Origin of the sequence: Hymenobacter qilianensis, assembly GCF_014489555.1 — a bacterium.
Classification (GTDB): Bacteria; Bacteroidota; Bacteroidia; order Cytophagales; family Hymenobacteraceae; genus Hymenobacter; species Hymenobacter qilianensis.
In genome coordinates this window covers 3,007,167-3,023,170 of record NZ_CP060784.1, presented here as the reverse complement: position 1 = coordinate 3,023,170, position 16,004 = coordinate 3,007,167, and the positions used below count along the sequence as shown (strand labels likewise).

The 16,004-nt window shown below is 52.8% G+C and carries 14 protein-coding genes and 1 tRNA gene; 13 read left to right on the top strand and 2 right to left on the bottom strand.

The window, feature by feature from the left end:
• Positions 1-445 precede the first annotated feature (445 nt).
• The 12 genes from H9L05_RS23755 (at position 446) to H9L05_RS13895 (ending at position 13,526) form a co-directional block, all read left to right on the top strand.
• Positions 446-970: a class I SAM-dependent methyltransferase gene (locus tag H9L05_RS23755; RefSeq protein ID WP_223284431.1), complete on the top strand. Its 525-nt coding sequence runs from the start codon at positions 446-448 to the stop codon at positions 968-970.
• A 1,363-nt stretch (positions 971-2,333) separates the two neighbouring features.
• Positions 2,334-2,537 (top strand): hypothetical protein, encoded by a 204-nt coding sequence (locus tag H9L05_RS13945; RefSeq protein WP_187731482.1) that lies wholly within the window; start codon positions 2,334-2,336, stop codon positions 2,535-2,537.
• A gap of 864 nt (positions 2,538-3,401) precedes the next feature.
• A complete protein-coding gene (locus H9L05_RS13940) occupies positions 3,402-4,181 on the top strand; it encodes an exopolysaccharide biosynthesis polyprenyl glycosylphosphotransferase (RefSeq protein WP_223284430.1) in 780 nt (259 codons plus the stop codon).
• A gap of 516 nt (positions 4,182-4,697) precedes the next feature.
• Positions 4,698-6,602, top strand: a complete 1,905-nt coding sequence (locus H9L05_RS13935; protein WP_187731481.1) for a hypothetical protein — start codon at positions 4,698-4,700, stop codon at positions 6,600-6,602.
• Between the two features lie 634 nt (positions 6,603-7,236).
• Complete coding sequence (locus H9L05_RS13930; RefSeq protein WP_187731480.1) at positions 7,237-8,706, top strand: Kelch repeat-containing protein; 1,470 nt, start codon at positions 7,237-7,239, stop codon at positions 8,704-8,706.
• Positions 8,707-8,735: 29 nt separating this feature from the next.
• Complete coding sequence (locus tag H9L05_RS13925) at positions 8,736-9,194, top strand: hypothetical protein (protein WP_187731479.1); 459 nt, start codon at positions 8,736-8,738, stop codon at positions 9,192-9,194.
• Between the two features lie 143 nt (positions 9,195-9,337).
• The gene (locus tag H9L05_RS13920; RefSeq protein ID WP_187731478.1) at positions 9,338-10,228 is read left to right on the top strand and encodes a malectin; all 891 of its coding nucleotides are present in this window, start codon (positions 9,338-9,340) and stop codon (positions 10,226-10,228) included.
• Positions 10,225-10,572, top strand: a complete 348-nt coding sequence (locus tag H9L05_RS13915) for a malectin domain-containing carbohydrate-binding protein (RefSeq protein ID WP_187731477.1) — start codon at positions 10,225-10,227, stop codon at positions 10,570-10,572. Before H9L05_RS13920 ends, H9L05_RS13915 begins: the two co-directional genes overlap by 4 nt.
• On the top strand, positions 10,569-11,303 hold the full coding sequence (locus H9L05_RS13910; RefSeq protein WP_187731476.1) for a PKD domain-containing protein: 735 nt from the start codon (positions 10,569-10,571) through the stop codon (positions 11,301-11,303). Before H9L05_RS13915 ends, H9L05_RS13910 begins: the two co-directional genes overlap by 4 nt.
• Complete coding sequence (locus H9L05_RS13905) at positions 11,300-11,647, top strand: malectin domain-containing carbohydrate-binding protein (protein WP_187731475.1); 348 nt, start codon at positions 11,300-11,302, stop codon at positions 11,645-11,647. Before H9L05_RS13910 ends, H9L05_RS13905 begins: the two co-directional genes overlap by 4 nt.
• Positions 11,644-12,084, top strand: coding sequence for a PKD domain-containing protein (locus H9L05_RS13900; protein WP_187731474.1), 441 nt, complete (start codon positions 11,644-11,646; stop codon positions 12,082-12,084). Before H9L05_RS13905 ends, H9L05_RS13900 begins: the two co-directional genes overlap by 4 nt.
• Entirely contained in the window at positions 12,081-13,526 is a 1,446-nt protein-coding gene (locus tag H9L05_RS13895) for a malectin domain-containing carbohydrate-binding protein (protein WP_187731473.1), read from the top strand. The genes H9L05_RS13900 and H9L05_RS13895 overlap by 4 nt, the downstream gene beginning before the upstream one ends.
• A 675-nt stretch (positions 13,527-14,201) precedes the next feature.
• On the opposite strand, the gene H9L05_RS13890 is transcribed toward H9L05_RS13895, so the two are convergent.
• Positions 14,202-14,274 (bottom strand) — tRNA-Lys (locus H9L05_RS13890).
• A gap of 269 nt (positions 14,275-14,543) precedes the next feature.
• On the opposite strand from H9L05_RS13890, the gene H9L05_RS13885 reads away from it, so the two are divergent.
• Positions 14,544-15,068 carry a hypothetical protein gene (locus tag H9L05_RS13885; protein ID WP_187731472.1) on the top strand — a complete coding sequence of 175 codons (525 nt, stop codon included), beginning with the start codon at positions 14,544-14,546 and terminating at the stop codon, positions 15,066-15,068.
• A 90-nt stretch (positions 15,069-15,158) separates the two neighbouring features.
• Here the strand turns inward: H9L05_RS13885 and H9L05_RS13880 are convergent, their stop codons facing one another.
• Complete coding sequence (locus H9L05_RS13880; protein WP_187731471.1) at positions 15,159-15,965, bottom strand: SDR family oxidoreductase; 807 nt, start codon at positions 15,963-15,965, stop codon at positions 15,159-15,161.
• Positions 15,966-16,004 lie beyond the last annotated feature (39 nt).

Below are 16,004 nucleotides of genomic sequence, written 5' to 3'. Positions count from 1 at the left end.
AGTAGGCTTTTTAACTAGCCGCCCTCCCACCCTCGCCCATTCCCACCAGTTTAAGCTTCCACAGGTGAAAGCTTAATGGCAGAACCGTGTCTCATTTTAATGCCTAGGAATGATGCTTGCTCAAATTCAACCTTTTTTGCGCTCAGGAGCCACCGTAGTTGAACGGGAAGAGTACTTAGAATTTCCGATTCATAATCCCTCAGCGGATCTCCAAGCGAATGCGTACTACTTCAACCATCCTGAATGGGCAGAAGACTACTTAACCTACTGCCCGTAGTGAGTCATTCAAGCTCCGCTGGGAAGCTGCTCTCGGTGTCTGTGCAGACAGCATTGTAGTAGACATTGGCTGCGGGCCCGGTAATATTTTTGCCACGCTACAAGCGAAACCTAAATTACTTATTGGTATTGATGTAGCTGCCAAATCACTAGAGTTAGCTAACTGCCTGTGCTAGCTGATGCCACCAACTTGCCCTTTATCTCCGGCTTTGCCGACTACGTGGTCTTGAATGCTGCGTTACATCACTGTGAGGATATGAGCGTCGTCTTGCAAGAAGCCGCTCGCTTAGTTAAACCAGGCGGTTTGTTAATCACTGACCATGACCCTCAGCTAAGCGCCTGGGATTATAAAGGGCTGGCTAAATTGCTCTGGAACGGGCGCTTAATCATATATAAACTTACGGGTCATGGGTTTCACAAAACAAACAGCCAACAGTATTGGGGCCTGAAATGCGAAATCCATCATAAGCCGGGACATGGTGTGACGAAACCTTTCTTTGTGAACACGCTTGAGCCCCTAGGGTTTGAAGTGGCGGTATTTCGGCACAATCATGAAATGGGAGCAGAAGTTCTGCAAGGTCAGCCAGGCAAAGCCGAATTAAAGTACAGAATGGGCAACCTTCTATCGGGCCGAAATCCTAATGCTGAAGAAAGTGCCTTATCCTTGATGTGCATAGCAAGAAGAACGAAGTAATGATCCATTAGGGTTTTCTTCCACGATTGCTTGGCACCTACACATGTCTGTTAATTAGCAATTGGCTAGTCAACAACTTACCCCAATTGTTGATATCGGCGAAGATTTATTTGTAACTCATTACAGGTTTCGGCATACAACGCTTAATTTATTGATAATTCAGTGCATGTGTGGCCTTAGGTAAAAGGTTGGTCCAAAAGGTACGTGCGCCCTCGGAAGGTTCGCCCCACACGCAGTGGTGGCGGTGCCGGTCACGGCTCCCATGGGCTACCACCCCGGGAGCGCGGTAGCCAGTGCCCTGGGCGTTACCAAGCAGAAGGTGACGTAGACCAAATAGTACTAACAGCGGCGGCACCGCGCGAGGGCGGACAACCTTGTGGACCTGTCCTCCGCGGGCACGGGTACGGGGCAGAGCCCGCACCGAATTGAGCCGCCCACAGGCAGGGGTGATGATCCTTCGTCGTCGGATCAAAGAAGCATGTAGCAGTACCCGTCAAACACGTTCCTCGGGTAACATTAAATGCCCCCCACTAGTCGCCGGCCGACGCATCGGCTACGCCGTTGAACCCGATCGACCATCCCAATAGCCCTTCAGCGCGGGAGCACCGGCAGCTACCTTCGCCCCAACGCATCGCATTTTCGATTGCTGAATTCGGGTCCTGCTCCTAGACCGAAGCGAGGGGCGCCCCTCCGCAAGCTTAATCATAAAAATTCAGGCGGTCCTGATCGTTATCCCCGCCTCCCGTCCGTGCGTCGTGCTGCGGGGCGGCGCATTAACGTGGATTGAACTAAGCGCCGCTCGTAGCGGTTGGGCATCTCCCCGCTGACTTTAGGTTGGAGACGGTTAAAGAAAGGATCCTAAAAGAACCGAGGGGCGTCAGAGATGTCCATCTGTTACAAAAACCACGAGATCTACCCCCATGTCCCTCCTGGCACCAGCAGGTCGGCCTAAAGAGGCTGTAGGTGGTCTTCTAATGATTGGGCAACGTTTTTGGTAATAGATGACGATGTAGTGCTCCTCTAGCTGGCCTTGGATCCCGTAGCCGATCGGCTTCTCACTGAGGGTTGTGGCCGTAGCGTCGTGGTTTTATGATAGATCAACCGTGCGCTGGTGACGTACAGCCTGGGTATCCCGCGCTCGCCCCAAGAGTATACTCCAAAAACAGTGGTTTAAGGCTGTTAGGGGTATTATTAGGCGATCCTAAGCCAGCGCCGAATGGCTACCTATTACAAAAACCAGTAGTTAACGAATACGTAACTTATTTTGGCATGATGACATTGAAGCAGTCCTCATCCTTAAGGGTCCCATCCTTTATTCTGTCTGTAGTAGGTTGGAGACAATAAAACGTATATCTGCTTTTCTATGGAGCCGGAAGACGAATTTATAGAGAATGCTAGCACCCTAATGCGATTCGCAAAAGAGGAGTTAAAGCAATTCATCACTTGGACCAACCCACAAACCTCCTATGGAAAGCAGGCTGGCCTGCTTGTCCAGCAACTCGAAGCCATCTCACTACAAATGGAAGCGTTACGCCAGGACTATAAGAAACAAGTCCGCAAGAACTAGGTAAACTCATAAAGGCATTATGGGGGGTACGCTACTTAGCTGCATTAGACAGATAGGAGCATTATTACTCCCTATAAGAATCATAGGTAGTTCTGTAAAAGTCAGGTTTCGATTTATAGATTACATCCTTGAAGCAGAATTGCTAGCTTAAAGGACAACTCCCGTAAACGTAGGCTTTAAGCTAACAGCCTACGAATAGTCGCGAGGGAAGCATTTGCTTTCTATGTGAGGGTTATGTGTCATGAGCTAATGAGACGCCAGCAGGCAATAAACACAATACAGTTAGACTAATTATTTCAGCGTGAGGCGGGCCTTAAGCAAAAGGCTGATAAATCATGTTCCTTGAGAGCTTCATGTAGTGTATCCAGCTTGCTTGATTCTGGCTCTTTAGCGTACGTACCCTACCATGTGCTCTGTCCCTCAGGCGAGTAGGTATCCTTACTTAACTAATGTGATAAGGGCACTTTGATTCAGCAAATTGGGGATACATAGCTTGCCACACCCGTACGCGCTGGGAGTTTTTTCTCCTCCCAATGAATAGCGTGAAGGGCGTCATGACCTGTGATTCATGATTTCTTGGGCAGAACCTATCATCCATTCCTAGTAAGTTTTACCTGTGGTACCCACCTTTCTAGATAGAAAAACATTTAAGGAATCCTATTTATAATCCGTGTATATAACTGAAAGTTAAGCTCTTTCAATTAGGGTATCTGTGATATACTAAAAAATCTTCGAATATAAACAGATGAGCTAGCTTTAGCTCATCTGTTTATATTCGAAGATTTTTTTTGATTTAATCTTCAGAAAAGCGGACATTTATTACTATGTTCATAAAAAATATGAGATAAGTCTAAAAGTAGAATTTTGCAGGGTTTTTACACTTGTTTTAGGACTTTGGGAAGTATAGCTAAGAAGGCCTATGAATTAAAGGAATATGGTAATCGTCAAGTAACAAAATATAAACAGCAGATGATACACTCCTATACTACGCCCAAGACGAAAATCATCGAGTATGAACTAGCTTCTAATGTACCTCATACTCCAGTTATCGTCAATCACGGCCTTAAACGCACCTTTGATATTCTAGTAGCTTTAATCGCCGTTCTACTCGTACTGAGTTGGCTGGCTCCGCTCCTAGCCTTACTAATTCGGCTTGAGTCACGGGGCCCTGTCTTCTTTAAACAGCTACGTACAGGCTGCAATGGCAAGCCATTTTACTGCTTGAAATTTCGCAGCATGCGTCTCAATACCGAAGCCGACCTGCGGCAGGCCTGCCCTAACGACCCGCGCGTAACGCGCGTTGGGGCCTTTATGCGACGCAACAATCTTGATGAATTGCCTCAGTTTATTAATGTGTTACGCGGAGATATGTCTGTTGTTGGCCCCCGGCCTCATATGCTGCGACAGACAGAAGTTTATGCTCAAGCTATTGATTACTTTATGTTGCGCCACTGCGTTTGTCCAGGTATCACAGGCTGGGCACAAGTCAATGGATACCGAGGCGAAACAAAGGAACTGATCGCCATGGAAAACCGCGTCAAGGCTGACCTGTGGTATCTGCAAAATTGGTCTCTACTGCTGGATGTGCATATCATCGCCCGCACGCTCGGCCTATGGTTGGGCCGCCAGCCCAATGCCTACTAGCCTACTAAGGCTGATTGGTACTGCCTCAGCTACCAGGGTATTAGTAATGTTCCAGCTAGCCCTGATCACGAGCGGATCACTTAGAAGCAAGCAGGCTTTCAAGGTTAACTGTGGTTGTACTTACCCACCATTGAAGTCAAAGCCTAGGCTATTGCCTTTAGCCTGATGGGGGCGCACTACCAACCTCACAACCCTCACACTCAAACTCCTCACGTTATCCAACCGGCCTTTGCGGCCTTAGGATAGCTTGCGCTCAACGCACCTTTTTATTATTTATTGATTTTCAACCACTTGTGCCCGAAATAAGGGTGGTTGATCTCAGGTTTTTCAGTTTTTTCAAAATCACTTACTATGGATCAGCACCTACTTTATGCTAAGCAGTATGTCGGGAGGAGATACTCGTGTTGGCTTGCCATTATAGGTATAATTCTATGTAGCGTTTACCCCTCAAGTTTACTAGCTCAAAAAGAAAGAAAGAAAGGAGCTAAACTGCCTCCCATCGATATCGCAGGGGTTATGCTTGCGAATGCTCAGTATAACTTCGCCCCAAGTGGGTTAAAAGGTAGCTCAATAGGTCAACCTACCTCCCTTCAGTTTGGGCCAGATGGGCGTTTATACGTAGCTCAACAAGCTGGTATTATTCAAGCTTTTACTATAAAAAGAAATGCAGCCAATGACTACTCGGTTACGGGCACCGAGGTAATTAACATTATCAATCAGATTCCCAATCATAACGATAACGGAAGCTTAAACACGAGCGTTACTAGCCGACAGGTTACCGGCATACTCGTTAAGGGCACAGCGACTACTCCAATTATTTATGTCACGTCCAGCGACAGCCGCATCGGTGGCCCCGATGGAGATTTTAATTTGGATACTAACTCCGGCATTATTTCCAGACTCACGCGTAGTGGCACTAGCTGGACCAAGCTGGATTTGGTGCGTGGACTACCACGATCAGAAGAGAATCATGCATCCAATGGCATGCAGTTGGATGAGAAAACTAATATTTTGTATGTAGCCCAAGGTGGGCACACCAACGCCGGAGGTACATCCAAAAACTTTGCCTACACTCCCGAGTATGCGCTTTCAGCCGCTATTCTCTCGGTTAATCTTAACGCCATCGACGCCTTGCCAACGCAAGGAACAGGCAATACAGCCTATAAATATAACCTCCCAACGCTAGATGACCCGGATCGTGCTAACAATCCGGATGGCTCTGATCCTTTTGATCCTTTTGGGGGCAACGACGGTCTAAACCAGGCGAAAATTGTACCCGGTGGCCCGGTACAGATCTATTCTCCCGGCTATCGCAATGCTTATGACTTAGTGATTACTAAGTCTCGGCGGATGTATACCATAGACAACGGTCCTAACCAGGGGTGGGGAGGGTATCCACAGAATGAGGGAACGGCCAATGCCAACAATAACTACGTCGTTGGCGAACCTGGCTCAACCGGTCCAGCGCCTACTGAAGCGCAGGTCAATAATCTCGATAACTTAGACTATATCGGCAACCTGGACACCTATACGCCGGGCAGCTACTATGGTGGTCACCCTAATCCAACTAGAGCTAACCCTAGTGGTGCTGGACTCTATACCCATAATGGTACCTCGGGTGTGTGGCGTACCAGCAAAACCGGGACGCCACCCTTGCCTGCTGACTGGCCACCTGTGGCAACCGCCAATCCTATAGAAGGTGATTTTAAAATGCCCGGAAGTACGCAGAGCAAAGACCTGCTAACTTTTACCGCCTCAACGAATGGAATGGCGGAGTATACCGCTTCCAATTTTGGAGGAGCCCTGCAAGGCAGCTTGCTCGCCTGCAGCTTCGATGGTAACATCGTTAAAATCGCCCTGACGGCCGATGGCACCGACGTAACGAACCCCCGGAATACGACCAATAAATTAAATGAAGATCTACCCTTTGCTTCCGGTTTTGGCTCCACCCCTTTAGATATTGTTGCCCAGGGTGATAATGATGTCTTTCCCGGCTCAGTATGGGCTATTACCTATGGATCCAATTCTATTACCATATTTGAGCCCCAGGACTTTTTGGTTTGCACGGGCAAATACGATAGCAACGACGATGACCTAGACCGTTATACGAATGCAGACGAGATTGACAACGCTACCCAGCCTTGTTCAGCCTCCAGTATGCCCCCTGATGCTGACGGCGATTACGTCTCTGATTTAAATGATGTAGATGATGATAACGATGCTATTGCAGATAACATCGATTTTTTTCCTTTAGATAAAGATAATGGGCTGACTACTGCCCTTCCCATTAAGTACGACTTATTTAACAACAGCCCTGGAACTGGACTTTTCGGCGTGGGCTTTACAGGCTTGCTTAGTAATAAGACTACCATTTATACGGAGCTATACGATGAAAATAATCTCATTGCCGGGGTGCTGTAGGGGCCTTTTCAATAGTAAATACGACGCCTGGCGATGCACTGGGAGCCTTAAATACCCAGGAAAATGCGTTCCAATTTGGTGTGAAGGCTTCAACAACTCCTTTCACGGTGCAGGGACGACTGCTAGGGCCTTTTTTTAATAATAAGACGCCTCAAAATTTTCAGTCACAAGGCATTTACCTCAGCAACGGGGATCAAGATAACTACTTGAAAATAGCGCTTACTGCCAATAACGGTACTGGTGGGCTCGAAGTAGTCTATGAAAATGCGGGAACTCCTGTTACTACTACCTTTCCCATACCCGGTGGCATCCCTAGTTCCACTCTAGACTTCTTTTTTGCTGTTAACCCTACTACTGGCGCAGTGCAGCCCAAGTATGCAATCAATGGGGGGGCAACCACTAACCTAGGCAATCCTATTCAGGTAAGCGGGGCGCTTTTAAGCGCGCTGCAGACTGGCAAAGCCTATGCGGTGGGTGTTATCGCGACTTCCCGGGGGCCACGCCCTTCACAGCAACCTGGGATTTTCTCTATGTTACCGCCAATACGCAAACAACCGATTGGGTGACCATTGCCCCTTCTAACACCCCTAAATGGGTTGGTGTCAGTGTTTCGGTGGCCAACAAAATGCAAGTTATGTCCGGCTTCTTTACGGCCGAAACAGGAACTACCCCCAAGTGTGAGTCGTACGACCCAGCAACTAACACGTGGACGTATCTAGCTGATATGCCTCTTCCGGTCACCCACGCAGGTGTTGCCACTGATGGGAACAAGATATACGTAGCTGGTGGCTTTACAGGATTGGAGGCAGGCAAGCCTAACACGGACGCGCTGCAGATCTATGATGTAAGCACCAACACCTGGAGTAGCGGGCCCAAGTTGCCAGCTGTAATGGGTGGGAATGCACTCGTTCGGGTCGGGCGTAAACTGCACTCGTTCGGGGGTATGATGCCCGACCGTCAAACAGGCAATGCCGCCCACTATGTGCTGGACTTAGATAACCTCGCGGCGGGCTGGAGTAACGCTGCCCCTATGCCACTGCCGCGCTGCCACTTTGCTAGCGCGGTCGTGGCCGGCAAAATATATGCCCTAGGAGGCCAGACTGGCCATGATGGGCCCGTCCTAGACGTCAGTGCGGCAAATGTTTATGATCCAGCCACGAACACGTGGTCCGACCTGAAGGCATTGCCTTATGCCCGCTCCCACAGTGAATCGGCCACCTTTGTGGCCGATGGGAAGATAACGTTGGTGGGTGGTGTGTCACTGAATAATAATATTTTAAATACGATCACCACATATGACCCAACAACGGACACTTGGACTGAACAGGCGCCGCTTCCCGTTAATTTGTTTGGCCCCAGCGCTGAAGTAATCGGGGAAGAGCTATTTGTCTCGAACGGCTCCCTCAACGCCCGCACTAACCCGCAAACGACCGCCCGTAAGCGGCACTTTCCCCGCACGCCTAACTATAAAATAGGCTTCTCGCCTGCCCAGGTACAGTTAACGGCTACGCAAGGGTCTACGACTAGCAAAGAGGTATTGCTGTGGTCACTGAGTGGCGCGCCTACTTATAGTATCGCCACAAACCAGCTCCCCCCATGGCTTACAGTAAGCCCGGCCACAGGCACTCTAGACTTGTTAGGAGGCAGTGAGGTCACGCTGACAGTGAACACAACGAGCTTATCGGCTGGTAACTACTCCGCTACGATTACCGCTACCGCACCAGGGTACCCTAATGCTACCTTGCCCGTGTCTCTAACGGTTTCAGGGTCCGCAGCTGCAGTAAAGGTGCTCTACCTCTATGGTAGTATTCCGCCTGCCGAGGTAGATATGAAACTCTCAGACACCGGCACAACAGGCATGTCGCAATTCAATCAGGCGTTAAAGGATGTTGGCATGGTGACAACAGAAGCGCTTGATGCTAGTATCACCTTAAATGCTACTACGCTGAACCAATACAAAGTATTGATCTTAAGCTCTAATAATCGCCGCTTTACTGACGCCGAAAAAGCGGCCGTTGCTACCTGGGTGAATGCGGGTGGTGGCTTAGTAGCCTGGTCTGATGGAGCATTTGGAGGGGCATCAATAGCACGCAGGGCTCCTTAAGTGACAACGACCTCACCCAACAGTTTGGCATGCAGTTCTTGCGTGATAATGGGGTGACGACATTTAGTTTAACGCAGTGGACAACTGACCACTACATTAATGGATTTAATAAAACCAGCGGCTTAACGATTGAGGCAGAAGGAGCCAGCCCTATTCGTACAAGCGCTCCTGCTACCATTCTGGCCTATATGCCAGCCTGCTGTGCTAAACTCAACAGCTTGGATGGTGCCGTTACTCCTGCTGATGCCGCTATTTCATCCGCAAAAGTAGGCCAAGGGCGGGTCCTAGGCTTTTTTGACCGCAATGCCTTCTGGAATGCGGGCCCAGGTACGCAACTTAGCCGCGTAGATAACAAACTGTTCGCGCAGCGTTTGGTGCAGTGGGCATCAGGGGTAAATGATACCCCCACGACTTCTGCTCCGACGGTCAGTTCTCCTATCGCGGATGTTACAGTACCTAAAAATAGCCCCCCACGCAGCTCAACCTAGCTACTGTTTTTGCTGATAACGGCGGTGCCGCCAACCTTAAACTAACGGTCACCGCTAACTCAGATCCGAACGTAGTTTCTACCTCCCTCAGCGGAACTACCCTAACGCTAACGTACGCTCCGAATGCCATAAGCTCCGCAAACGTGACCATTAGGGCAACTGACGCGGATGGCTTGTTTGTCGAAGATACGTTCCAAGTAACCATTACCAATGATACGCCGCCCCCCGCGGGGACGGCGCTATACCGGGTGAATGCGGGTGGAGGGCAACTGACCACCTCGCTGGGCACGTTTGCCGCCGATAACAGCTTCGCGCCTACCCCGGGCAACTCGTACACGACCAGCACCGCCATCGCCAACACCAGTGACGATGCGCTCTACCAGAGCGAGCGCTACGGCAACCCCTTCTCCTATGCCTTCCCTGTCACCAGTGGCCAGCAGTACCGGGTGGTGCTGCACTTCGCCGAGATCGACAAATGGGGCTCCGGGCTGCGCGTCTTCGATGTGAGCGCGGAAGGCAGCAAAGTGCTCGACAACTACGACATCTTCCAAAAGGCGGGGGGCAACTTCAAGGCCATCAGCGAAACCTTCACCGTGACGGCCGCCGATGGCACGCTCAACCTCGCCTTCAGCGCCCTGGCCAGCGAGGGCGGGGTGGACAACGCCAAGGTCTCGGCCATCGAGGTCTACAGCGTGAGCTCCACCACGCCCACCAACCCGGCGCCCGTGGCCAATGCCGGCGCGGACAAGACCATCACCCTGCCCACCAACAGCGTGGTGCTTACCGGCTCGGGCACGGATGATGGCTCCATCAAGTCCTACGCTTGGACTCAGGCCAGTGGCCCTAGCACGGCCACACTCAGTGGGGTCAACACGGCCAATTTGACGGCGAGCAGCCTGGTATCGGGTAGCTATGTGTTCAGCCTAACGGTCACCGATAACCTGGACAAAGCTAGTGCCGCCGATCAAGTTACCGTTACCGTGAATCCGGCGACGACCACGCCGCCCCCGCGGGCACGGCGCTATACCGGGTGAATGCGGGTGGAGGGCAACTGACCACCTCGCTGGGCACGTTTGCCGCCGATAACAGCTTCGCGCCTACCCCGGGCAACTCGTACACGACCAGCACCGCCATCGCCAACACCAGTGACGATGCGCTCTACCAGAGCGAGCGCTACGGCAACCCCTTCTCCTATGCCTTCCCTGTCACCAGTGGCCAGCAGTACCGGGTGGTGCTGCACTTCGCCGAGATCGACAAATGGGGCTCCGGGCTGCGCGTCTTCGATGTGAGCGCGGAAGGCAGCAAAGTGCTCGACAACTACGACATCTTCCAAAAGGCGGGGGCAACTTCAAGGCCATCAGCGAAACCTTCACCGTGACGGCCGCCGATGGCACGCTCAACCTCGCCTTCAGCGCCCTGGCCAGCGAGGGCGGGGTGGACAACGCCAAGGTCTCGGCCATCGAGGTCTACAGCGTGAGCTCCACCACGCCCACCAACCCGGCGCCCGTGGCCAATGCCGGCGCGGACAAGACCATCACCCTGCCCACCAACAGCGTGGTGCTCACCGGCTCGGGCACGGATGATGGCTCGATTGCCGGCTACAGCTGGAGCCAGGTGGGTACCACGCCCAGCACGGCCACGCTCAGTGGCGCCAACACCGCCTCGCTCACCGCCAGTGGCTTGGTGGCGGGCACTTACACCTTTGCCCTGGTGGTCACCGATAACCTAGGCAAGGCTAGCGCTGCTGATCAGGTCGTCGTTACCGTCAACTCCACCACCACACCCACCAATCCAGCCCCGGTGGCTAATGCTGGCCCAGACAAGACTATTACTTTGCCCACCAACAGTGTCGTGCTCACGGGCTCGGGCACGGATGATGGCTCCATCAAGTCCTACGCTTGGACTCAGGCCAGTGGCCCTAGCACGGCCACACTCAGTGGGGTCAACACGGCCAATTTGACGGCGAGCAGCCTGGTATCGGGTAGCTATGTGTTCAGCCTAACGGTCACCGATAACCTGGACAAAGCTAGTGCCGCCGATCAAGTTACCGTTACCGTGAATCCGGCGACGACCACGCCGCCCCCGCGGGCACGGCGCTATACCGGGTGAATGCGGGTGGAGGGCAACTGACCACCTCGCTGGGCACGTTTGCCGCCGATAACAGCTTCGCGCCCACGCCGGGCAACTCGTACACGACCAGCACCGCCATCGCCAACACCAGTGACGATGGCCTGTATCAGAGCGAGCGCTACGGCAACCCCTTCTCCTATGCCTTCCCTGTCACCAGTGGCCAGCAGTACCGGGTGGTGCTGCACTTCGCCGAGATCGACAAATGGGGCTCCGGGCTGCGCGTCTTCGATGTGAGCGCGGAAGGCAGCAAAGTGCTCGACAACTACGACATCTTCCAAAAGGCGGGGGCAACTTCAAGGCCATCAGCGAAACCTTCACCGTGACGGCCGCCGATGGCACGCTCAACCTCGCCTTCAGCGCCCTGGCCAGCGAGGGCGGGGTGGACAACGCCAAGGTCTCGGCCATCGAGGTCTACAGCGTGAGCTCCACCACGCCCACCAACCCGGCGCCCGTGGCCAATGCCGGCGCGGACAAGACCATCACCCTGCCCACCAACAGCGTGGTGCTTACCGGCTCGGGCACGGATGATGGCTCCATCAAGTCCTACGCTTGGACTCAGGCCAGTGGCCCTAGCACGGCCACACTCAGTGGGGTCAACACGGCCAATTTGACGGCGAGCAGCCTGGTATCGGGTAGCTATGTGTTCAGCCTAACGGTCACCGATAACCTGGACAAAGCTAGTGCCGCCGATCAAGTTACCGTTACCGTGAATCCGGCGACGACCACGCCGCCCCCGCGGGCACGGCGCTATACCGGGTGAATGCGGGTGGAGGGCAACTGACCACCTCGCTGGGCACGTTTGCCGCCGATAACAGCTTCGCGCCTACCCCGGGCAACTCGTACACGACCAGCACCGCCATCGCCAACACCAGTGACGATGGCCTGTATCAGAGCGAGCGCTACGGCAACCCCTTCTCCTATGCCTTCCCTGTCACCAGTGGCCAGCAGTACCGGGTGGTGCTGCACTTCGCCGAGATCGACAAATGGGGCTCCGGGCTGCGCGTCTTCGATGTGAGCGCGGAAGGCAGCAAAGTGCTCGACAACTACGACATCTTCCAAAAGGCGGGGGGCAACTTCAAGGCCATCAGCGAAACCTTCACCGTGACGGCCGCCGATGGCACGCTCAACCTCGCCTTCAGCGCCCTGGCCAGCGAGGGCGGGGTGGACAACGCCAAGGTCTCGGCCATCGAGGTCTACAGCGTGAGCTCCACCACGCCCACCAACCCGGCGCCCGTGGCCAATGCCGGCGCGGACAAGACCATCACCCTGCCCACCAACAGCGTGGTGCTCACCGGCTCGGGCACGGATGATGGCTCGATTGCCGGCTACAGCTGGAGCCAGGTGGGTACCACGCCCAGCACGGCCACGCTCAGTGGCGCCAACACCGCCTCGCTCACCGCCAGTGGCTTGGTGGCGGGCACTTACACCTTTGCCCTGGTGGTCACCGATAACCTAGGCAAGGCTAGCGCTGCTGATCAGGTCGTCGTTACCGTCAACTCCACCACGACCACCCCAGCAGGTCAGCAAGTAACGAGCTTCACACTTATCAATGCGGACACGGACCTGCCCATTCGCGACTTGGTCGCGGGCGATGTCCTGAACTTGGCCACCCTGCCCACCAAAAACCTCAACATACGGGCCAATACCAACCCGACGGTGGTAGGGAGTGTGGTGTTTGTCTTAAGTGGTGCCGTCAACCTGACCGAGAGTGAGAGCGATCCAAATGCGCCCTATGCCCTTTTCCCTACGACGGGCTATAATTACCACCCCTGGACCCCACCCGTCGGTAGCTACTCGCTCAAAGGCACCCCCTACACACAAAGCAATGGGGCCGGCACGGCGGGAACCGCGCTCACTGTCAACTTCACCGTCACTGATCAGACTGCTCTAACGGCTTCTACTACCTCCACTACTCTTAAAGAAAAGGAATTAAGTTTTTCAACCTCCCTAGTAAATGTGTATCCAAATCCCTCATCTGATGGGCATTTTACTGTGGAATTGCCAGAAGCTTTCCAGGGTGAGATTACCTATACATTAGTGTCTTCCACCGGGTCGAAGGTGAGTAGCGGCAAGGCTATTTTGCCTGCTGCCACTTCCCTGCTACAGCTCAATTTCGCAGATCAAATGAGCATAATAGGTGAATATTACTTGCATTTACAAGGAGCTAAGATTCAAACTCACCTAAAATTAATTCGTAAGTAAGCGGTACTCCAAAGTAAAGAAGCCAGCAGGAAGCAGTATACGTTAATAATGTATGCTGCTTTCTGCTGGCTTTCTGACTTACAGTATTGAGCGGCATAGAAGGCGACACCACCGAGGCGGAAGTAGCGTTCAATCATGGCATCGATCTTTTGCTTGGTCTGGTTCTTAGTAAAATGAAAGTGCAGGTTGGGCGAGCCGTCTAAGTATACTGATTCGCTTTTTCGGGTGGAGCGAAATGCACGGGCTTTTGCCCGGCTTAGTGGACACGGAGGAGCCTGGCCTACCAGTGGGGTGCTAAGAAGATACAAGGGCAAGGCAGCGGTTCCTCGATAGCCAGCACGGCGGCGTAGCCGAGGCATGCATAGCTTTCTGGATCGGAGTGATGCTGCCGCCTACTTCGGGAGACTATCAGGCTTTTTTAGGCGGTTTGCGCCCTCTCTCCTAGCCCATGGGGTGGGCTCTGAGAGCAGAAAAAGTTTCTACTTTAGGCTTTGAGCTAAAACATAGTCTTATAAACTCGGACTCTGGTCTTACCAACCTGAATTGCAAGACCACAATTTGGTCAAAATGTAAGACTATGTTTCAAATTACTTTAACTGAAATAGGCCAAACCTTATAAGGTTATATAGAAACATATTAGAAACAAAAAAGCCACACGGTTAAGAGTGGCTTTCGTGATCCCGCTGGGATTCGAACCCAGGACCCATACATTAAAAGTGTATTGCTCTACCAGCTGAGCTACAGAATCGTTTATTTGCAACTGGAAAACGCCTTCCTTGATTGCGGGTACAAAAGTAGAGGGCCGCCCCTTAACCACCAAACGTTTTGCTAAAAAAGCTGTATCTTTTTTTTCTTTTTTGGGCTTTTTACAGCCAACCTGTTCTGGGCCAAAAGAATAGCTTAGCTCTTGCTAAAGCAGATTCTCTGTTTGAAGCTAAGGCTTATCAGCAAGCTTATCCCTTATACCGACAGGTATTAAGGCAGGAGCAATTGGTTTCGACGCGCTTGCTGCTGCGTATGGCTTACATCCAGGAAGGATTGGATCATTATCCGGCCGCGCTTTATTATCTGAGTCTTGCACAAGCACATCAGCCTCGAGCGGCGACCTGGCGCAAAATGACGGAACTGGCCCAAAATTATCGGCTTACTGGCTATTCGAACACCTGGCAACAGCAGCTGCTCATTACTATTCGACGGTACTATTACCGCATTCTACAGGCACTATTAGTGGGCGCAGTTATAGGCGGCACGCTGCTTTTGGTGCGGCACCGCCAGATGGGCGCTGGCTGGTGGGCGGTATACGCTGCATATTTAGGGTTAACGGTTGTGTACCTGAATACATTCGGGCCAGAGAAGGTGGGTATCGTGTCCAAATCTGCCGCGGCACTGATGGGGGCTCCTAGCCCTGGAGCTGCTTGGCTAACCACCGCAGCCGCCGGCGACCGGCTGGTGGTAGTAGGCCAGCGCGACATTTGGTACGAAGTTCAATGGCGCGGGCAGTCAGCTTACATCAGACGCCATGACTTGATGCTGGTACAATAAAAAAGCCCCCAGCCCCTACTTAGAGGTGACTGGGGGCTTTTTTAATTGGCGGTCAGGCAGAGCGTCTTATGGATGGTTAATCCTTCATGCTTATCTCACCGGCGAGCCTTCTTCCTTGCGAAAGTGATTGAGCACCAGTTTGTCCGTAATACCAGGCAGCCATTTATTCAGGAAAACGGTCAGCTTGCCTTGGCTAGTGAGAACAAGGTCGCGGCGGCGCTGCTGCACGGCGCGCAACAGGTGGCCGGCTACTTCTTCGCTGCTCATCATCTGGCCTTCGTCGCGGGGCGATTCGCCTTGGGCCGATCCGTCGGCAGCCAGGGCCGTTTGGCGGATGTTGGAAGAGGTGAAGCCAGGGCAGGCTACCAGCACATGCACACCTTGGGGCAATAGCTCTGTGCGTAGGGCTTCCAGGAATCCTTGCATGGCGAATTTGGAGGCGGAATAGCCCGTGCGGCCCGGCAACCCACGGTAACCGGCGATGCTGGAAATACCCACGATGGAGCCTTTAGCGGCCAGAATATGAGGCAGAGCAAACTTAGTGGTGAAAACAGTGCCGAAGAAGTTGGTCTGCATCAGTCGCTTAATCACTTCCAGATCAGCATCCTGAAACAAGGCCCGCATAGAAATACCAGCATTATTGATCAGAACATCGATGCGGCCAAAAGCGGCTATAGTTTCCTCGATGGCACGGGCTGAGTCGGCTTCAACGCCTACGTCGGCGCGTACGGTGCGGTGCTGAATGCCGAGTTGGGTGAGTTGCTGGGCAGTTTCGGCGAGCTTGGCTTCGTCGCGGCCCGTGACGACGACACGGGCGCCGGCTTGCCCAAATACCACGGCGCAGGCCCGGCCGATGCCTGAGGTTCCGCCGGTGATGAGCACTACTTTATCTTTCATATGCAGTTGTTCAAGCAGAAGTGGGCCTACGACTTTGCA

Bases quoted from the DNA above. Each gene is read 5' to 3' on its own strand.
- H9L05_RS13945 (WP_187731482.1), top strand. From the start codon at position 2,334: ATGGAGCCGGAAGACGAATTTATAGAGAATGCTAGCACCCTAATGCGA.
- H9L05_RS13935 (WP_187731481.1), top strand. From the start codon at position 4,698: ATGCTTGCGAATGCTCAGTATAACTTCGCCCCAAGTGGGTTAAAAGGT.
- H9L05_RS13930 (WP_187731480.1), top strand. From the start codon at position 7,237: ATGTCCGGCTTCTTTACGGCCGAAACAGGAACTACCCCCAAGTGTGAG.
- H9L05_RS13925 (WP_187731479.1), top strand. From the start codon at position 8,736: ATGCAGTTCTTGCGTGATAATGGGGTGACGACATTTAGTTTAACGCAG.
- H9L05_RS13885 (WP_187731472.1), top strand. From the start codon at position 14,544: ATGGCTTACATCCAGGAAGGATTGGATCATTATCCGGCCGCGCTTTAT.
- H9L05_RS13880 (WP_187731471.1), bottom strand. From the start codon at position 15,965: ATGAAAGATAAAGTAGTGCTCATCACCGGCGGAACCTCAGGCATCGGC.